Source organism: Amycolatopsis sp. NPDC003731 (assembly GCF_053586895.1).
Genome location: NZ_JBSFNC010000272.1, coordinates 1 through 5,760 on the forward strand (window position 1 = coordinate 1; position 5,760 = coordinate 5,760).

General features: G+C 69.8%; 7 protein-coding genes. 2 read left to right on the forward strand and 5 right to left on the reverse strand.

From position 1 onward, the window contains the following. Positions 1-172: 172 nt before the first annotated feature. The 5 genes from ACWDN5_RS46085 to ACWDN5_RS46105 form a co-directional block, all read right to left on the reverse strand. Positions 173-988, reverse strand: a complete 816-nt coding sequence (locus ACWDN5_RS46085) for an SMP-30/gluconolactonase/LRE family protein (protein ID WP_449680717.1) — start codon at positions 986-988, stop codon at positions 173-175. Next, positions 985-1,359, reverse strand: coding sequence for a DUF1761 domain-containing protein (locus ACWDN5_RS46090; protein ID WP_449680718.1), 375 nt, complete (start codon positions 1,357-1,359; stop codon positions 985-987). The genes ACWDN5_RS46085 and ACWDN5_RS46090 overlap by 4 nt, the downstream gene beginning before the upstream one ends. 69 nt (positions 1,360-1,428) lie before the next feature. Continuing rightward, the gene (locus tag ACWDN5_RS46095) at positions 1,429-2,313 is read right to left on the reverse strand and encodes an ABC transporter permease (RefSeq protein ID WP_310977579.1); all 885 of its coding nucleotides are present in this window, start codon (positions 2,311-2,313) and stop codon (positions 1,429-1,431) included. After that, complete coding sequence (locus tag ACWDN5_RS46100) at positions 2,300-3,091, reverse strand: ABC transporter ATP-binding protein (protein ID WP_449680719.1); 792 nt, start codon at positions 3,089-3,091, stop codon at positions 2,300-2,302. Before ACWDN5_RS46100 ends, ACWDN5_RS46095 begins: the two co-directional genes overlap by 14 nt. Positions 3,092-3,104: 13 nt before the next feature. Continuing rightward, on the reverse strand, positions 3,105-4,157 hold the full coding sequence (locus tag ACWDN5_RS46105) for an ABC transporter substrate-binding protein (RefSeq protein WP_449680720.1): 1,053 nt from the start codon (positions 4,155-4,157) through the stop codon (positions 3,105-3,107). 239 nt (positions 4,158-4,396) lie between these two features. Between ACWDN5_RS46105 and ACWDN5_RS46110 the strand changes: the two genes are divergently transcribed. Together ACWDN5_RS46110 and ACWDN5_RS46115 are read left to right on the forward strand one after the other, a co-directional pair. Further along, positions 4,397-4,843, forward strand: a complete 447-nt coding sequence (locus tag ACWDN5_RS46110) for a hypothetical protein (protein WP_449680721.1) — start codon at positions 4,397-4,399, stop codon at positions 4,841-4,843. 92 nt (positions 4,844-4,935) lie between these two features. Further along, positions 4,936-5,316, forward strand: a complete 381-nt coding sequence (locus ACWDN5_RS46115; protein WP_310977583.1) for a hypothetical protein — start codon at positions 4,936-4,938, stop codon at positions 5,314-5,316. The last annotated feature ends 444 nt before the right edge of the window (positions 5,317-5,760 follow it).

Genomic DNA, 5,760 nt, shown 5'->3' on the forward strand with positions numbered 1-5,760 from the left:
GTCGGAGTACAGGCCCATCTCGTCCGCGAGCCGCTCGGCGCAGAGGCCCCAGCCCTCGGCGTAGGCGCGAATGACTCATTCGGGACCTCGGACGTCCCGAATGAGTCATTCGCGACCTTCGGCGAGCGCAGGCACCCACACCCCACCCCCTCCGGGGCCCCGTCGTGGACAACTAAGCGCGCCCCACGGACACCGGGTGGATCAGGATCTGCCCTGTCCGCTCCCCCTCCCCCACCCCCGCCAAACCGCGCCACTCCTGAACCACCACATACAACGTGTCCTCGCTCAACGCGCAAGCAAAGCACCCGCGGTCGAAAGTCAGCCTCTCCACCACCTCCCCGCCCTCCCGGACCAAAGTGCAAGACCGGTGGGGCACGTCCGACACCCAGACCGCGCCCGAGGCGTCCAGCGCGATGCCGTCCGGTACTCCTTCGCCGAGGTCCGCCCACACCCGGCGGTTCGCCAGGCCGCCGTCCGGATGCACCGTGAACGCCGTCAGGCGGTTCGCGTACGACTCGGCCACGATCAGCGTCGAGCCGTCCGGGGTCAGGGCCATGCCGTTGCCGAAGGCGATGTTCTCCGCCACCGTGCGGACCGTGCCTCCCGGGTCGACGTACCGGATCGCTCCCGGGCGGTACGGCTCTCCGGACATCAGGTCGAAGCCGCCCCCGTTGACGTAGCTGCCTCCGGCGCGGGTGGTCACTATTTCGTTGAACCCGCTGCCGCCCAGGTCCGCGTGGGTTGTCAAGCCGGACTCCGAGAGCCGCAGCAGGAGACCGTCCGACGAAGACACGATCAGCGGCTGCCCGCCGAGGAAGTCGAAGCACATCGGCATCGTCGGGAAGTCCGCGCGGAACACCGGTTCGCGCTCGCCCGCCGGCGAGACCGCCACGATCTCGTGGGCCAGCCAGTCGGCGAACCAGAGCCGCCCGTCGTGCCAGCGCGGGGATTCGCCGAACGCGATCCCGTCGAGCAGCAGCGCCGTCATCGCCACACCCCCAGCAGGACCGCCACCACCGCGATCTTCACCAGCCAGTCGCCCGCGTGCAACGCCGCCAGGCCCACCGGGACCCGCTCGTGCAGCACCGAGCCCGCCAGGATCACCGCCGGGAACCCGGCCCACACCAGCAGCGCCAACCCCAGCGCACCGGGAACGCCGTCCACCCCGACCGCGCCGGCGAGCAGCGCGAACGCCGTCACCAGCACCAGGGTCCGCACGAACTCCGCGCCCATCCGCCACGGCGACGACGCGGCCGCGCCCGCCGGGCTCAAGCGGGCCCAGACCCGCCCGAACGCCGTGTACCAGGCCGCGCTCACCACGAACGCCGCCACCGAAGCCACCAGTACCGCGACGACCATCGCTCACTCCTTCGCTCGAACACGATCGAAGGAGACGTCGACGCCGGCAACCCGGCTTCGACAAAATTCCTAAAGCGATGAAGTCAGCCCACGCGCCCGCAGCACCGCGCGCTCCAGCGGGCGGAACACCAGCAGCTCGATCCCCACGCCGACCAGCAGGATCAGGAAGATCGCCGCGATGACCTTCTCGATGCTATTGAGCGATGACCCCTGGTTCAGGTAGGCACCGAGGCCGACCCCCAGCTGCGGGGACAGGGCGATCAGCTCGGCCGCCATCAGCGAGCGCCAGGAGAACGCCCAGCCCTGCTTGAGCCCGGCCAGGAAGCCCGGCAGCGCGGCGGGCAGCAGGATGTGCCGGGCCGAGGCGAGCCGGTTCGCGCCCATCACCTGGCCGACGCGCGGGAGGATCGGCGGGATCTGGTCGATCCCGGACACCAGCCCGTTCGCGATCGACGGCACCGAGCCGAGCAGGACGACGAAGTAGATCGCCCCGTCGTTGATCCCGAACCACAGGATCGCGGCCGGGACCCAGGCGACCGACGGCAGGCTCTGCAGCCCGGTCAGCAGCGGCCCGATCGCCGCGCGGACCACGCGGACCTTCGCCACGACCAGGCCGAGCGGGGTACCGATGACCACTCCGGCGACGAAGCCGAGCGCGGCGCGGTGCACCGACGTCCAGACGAACTCGAAAACGTCGCCGGTGACGACGCGCTCCCAGAACTCGTCCCACACCGACAGCGGCGCGGGCAGCTGGGTCTCGGGCCAGAAGGCCGCCGCCCAGAGGACCTGCCAGACGACGATCAGCAGGACCAGCGCGCCCACCGGCGGCAGGAAACCCCAGGCGAAGCGCTTCCAGAAGCTGGGACGGCGTTCGCCGACGGGGGCGTCGAGCGAATCCAGTCCGGCGCCGACCGCGTCCAGGTCGGCTTCGGCGGACCGGTCAAGCTGCGGCATGGGTGCTGATCACCTCGCGCAGGTGTCCGGTGATTTCCTCGGTCAGCTCCTCGGCGTCGGCGAGCGGCACGTCCGCCCACTCGCGCACGACCCGCCCGGGCCGCGACGACAGGAGCACCACGCGCTGGCCGAGCCGGACCGCTTCGCGCACGTCGTGGGTCACGAACAGCACGGACGTGCCGGTGCTGCGGTAGACGCGCAGCAGCTCGCCCTGCAGGACGTCGCGGGTGATGGCGTCGAGCGCGGCGAACGGCTCATCCATCAGCAGGAGCGACTGTTCCGGGTCGCCGCCGACGCGCAGCGTCGCGGCCAGGGCGCGGGCCAGCGCGACCCGCTGCCGCATCCCGCCGGACAGCTCGTGCGGCCGCTTGTTCCCCGCACCGTTCAACCGGACGAGTTCCAGCAGCTCGGCGGCCTTTTCGCGCCGCTCGGCGCGCCCGAAGCCGGCCAGCCGCAGCGGCAGTTCGACGTTGCGGGCCGCGGTCAGCCACGGCATCAGCGCGGCTTCCTGGAACATCACCGCGGGCCGCGACGTGTTGAGCGTGATCTCCCCCGCCGACGGCGCGTCCAGCCCGGCGACCAGGTTCAGCAGCGTGCTCTTGCCGCAACCGGACGCGCCGAGCAGGCAGACGAACTCGCCGGGCGCGACCGTCAGGTCCACGCCGTCGAGCGCGACGACCGCGCGGCCGGCCGTGCCGAACGTCTTGCGGACACCGTCGAGACGCACCGCTGCCGCGCCGGTGAAACTGGTGCGGCCGGTCGGGAGGGTCGTGGTCATCGCTGGCTGCCTCTCACTTGGTCAGTTCGGGAGCTACGACGGCGGGCTGGTTCTGCGCCTTCAGCACCTCGTTGAGGGCACCGAAGTCGGCGAAGCCCTTGAGCGCGACGGCCGACTTCACGACCCCTGCGGTGACCGAGTCCTGCGCGAGCTGGGGGAACGCCGACGCGACCGGGTCGGTGGTCAGTTCGATGCCGGAGAACGCGCGGTCCAGGACCGCTGCGCTCAGGGTACTGCCGGCCAGCTCCTTGAGCGCGCCGTTGACCACGGTCTTCGCGTCCGCCGGGTTGGTCTTGGCCCAGTCGATGGCGGCGAGCTCCCCCTTGAGCAGCGCGCGGACGGTGTCCGGGTGCTGCTGCAGGAACTCGCTGCGCACGATGACGACGGTGGTCGGGAAGCGGCCGCCGGGCCACAGCGTCTTCTCGTCGACCAGGACCTTCGCGCCGGCGTCGAGGACCAGCCGGGACGCCCACGGCTCGGGCAGCCAGCCGCCGTCGACCTCGCCCTTCTTGAAGGCGTCGAGCGTCTTCGGGTTGTCCATCGTGGTGATCTCGACCTGGCCGGTCAGCTGCTTCCCGGCCAGGAACTTCTTGAGCGCGACGTCCTGGGTGTTGGCCAGCTGCGGCGTCGTGAGGTTCTTGCCCTTGATCCCCTCGACACTGGTGATGTCCGGCTTGACGACGAGCTGCGCGCCGCCCGAGACGGCGCCGGAGACCAGCTGAATGGTGCCCTTGGACTTGGTGAAGGCGTTGATCGCCGGGCCGGAGCCGATGAAGGCGACGTCGAGGGAGTTGCCGAGCAGGGCGTTGACCTCTTCGGGCCCGGCGTTGAAGGTCTGGGTGGTGAGCTTGGTCGAGCCGAGCTCGTTCTTGAAGAAGTCCTTCTTGACGCCGATGAGCGCGGGCGCGTGCGTGACGTTCGGGAAGAACCCGACGCGGACTTCGGCCGCGGCGCCCTCATTGGCGGCGGGGGCGGCGGCGCTGTCGGCGCGCGAACAGCCCGCGAGCACGCCCACGACGGTCAGGGCGGCCAGCGCCGAGGCCAGGAATCTCCGAGGGGTGCGCACGTCAGCATCGCCTTTCGTCGGTGTCCGGGGGAGGTTCGCACGGTCACCCACTCAGGCGCATAGCCATCCGCATCCCGGGACACCCGGTGAGATTTCTTGACATCGCCGTCGGCCGCCGCTAGCCACCTCCCCGAAACTGATTAACCCGAAATTGGTCTTGTGAGCCAAATCATCACGAGCGGCGGCCGACTTCTATTACGTTCGGAGACGAAGATCATCACCGATTCAGGGGAGGGCCTGTGAAACGCACCGTATCGATCCTCACAGTGACCGCGGCGGCACTGCTGACGGCGGCGCCGGCGGCGCTGGCCGACGACAACCCGGACTGGCACGCCAAGTGCAGCACGCGCGTCTCGCCGACCGAAGCCAACAACGCCGAAGGCTGGGTGAACGCCCAGTCCGACGGCGGCAACTGGAAGATCGTCAACATCTACGCCAACCTGCGCAACGTCGGCGGCAAGATCACCGGGGACCACCAGGTCACGGTGAACGTGTTCAACGGCCCGGGCGGCCCGGTCGTCGCTTCGCACAAGTTCGACAACATCGCCAACGGCGACATCACGCTCACGGCCGACGTGTACCCGGCGGTGTCCATTCCCAAGGGAAAGGTCGCCGTCCAGGTGGCCGCGACGACCAACATCAGCTCGTGGCCGAAGCTCTGCAACGGCGCCGGCATCGTGTTCTGACTCGGTACCCGGTTCGAAGAAAGTGTCATAACGGGCAACCGCCGGCGTCACCCGAACGTGGTACAGGTGGACCACGGATTCGGGAGGAAGACATGACGAGCAGGGGCCAGGGAGCCGCCGGCGTCCGCGTGGCGCTGGTCGTGTTGTTCATCGGGCTGGGCCAGGCGTCGTTCGAGTGGCTCCGGTCACTCGGAATGGACGCGCTGACCAGCGCCGTCGTCTGGGCGATCCCGGTGATCACCGGCGCGGCGGTCGCCCTGGTGCTGTGGGTGGCGTCGGACCGGGCGTTCCTGCTGCGCAACTGGCTGCCGGTGGCGATATCGATCCCGGTGTACCTGGGCGGCGCGTTCGGCCTGGCGACGGGAACGGCCAGTCTGGTGGCCTCGATCGTCAGCGGAGTCGGCCTGGGGATCGCGGCGGTGGTGATCGCCGGACTGGTGCGCTCGCGGCGGCGGGTCGAGGCTGGTCAGTAGCGGTTTGGGCCGGGTTGTCCACAGGGTGGAGAGGCTGTGGACAACCTCGGCCTGAGGCGGACTTTCCGGACTTTTCGGCGGGGGTGGCCGGTAGGCTGGACTTGGGGACGCCCCCCTGGGCGCGGTGGGGGATGTTTGAGGGCTGGTGCGGGCGCTCCCGCTCCCCGAGGGTCAAGAACCGCGACGACACCACCGGCGACACCGCAGCCACAGCCGCAGCTGCGCGCCAATGTTTCACGGTCCGGGAATTGACCCCGACCCGCCGGGCTGCTTCCCGACTAGAAGCCGCCGAGCGGCGAGGGGTGTTTGAGGGCTGATGCGGGCGCTCCTCGAAGGTCGCGAATGACTCATTCGGGACCTCCAACAAACCCAAATATTAAATTAAGAAAACCCACCCCCCCCCGCCGCCCCCCCCCCCCCCCCAAGGGAGATAGGGGGGTTGGG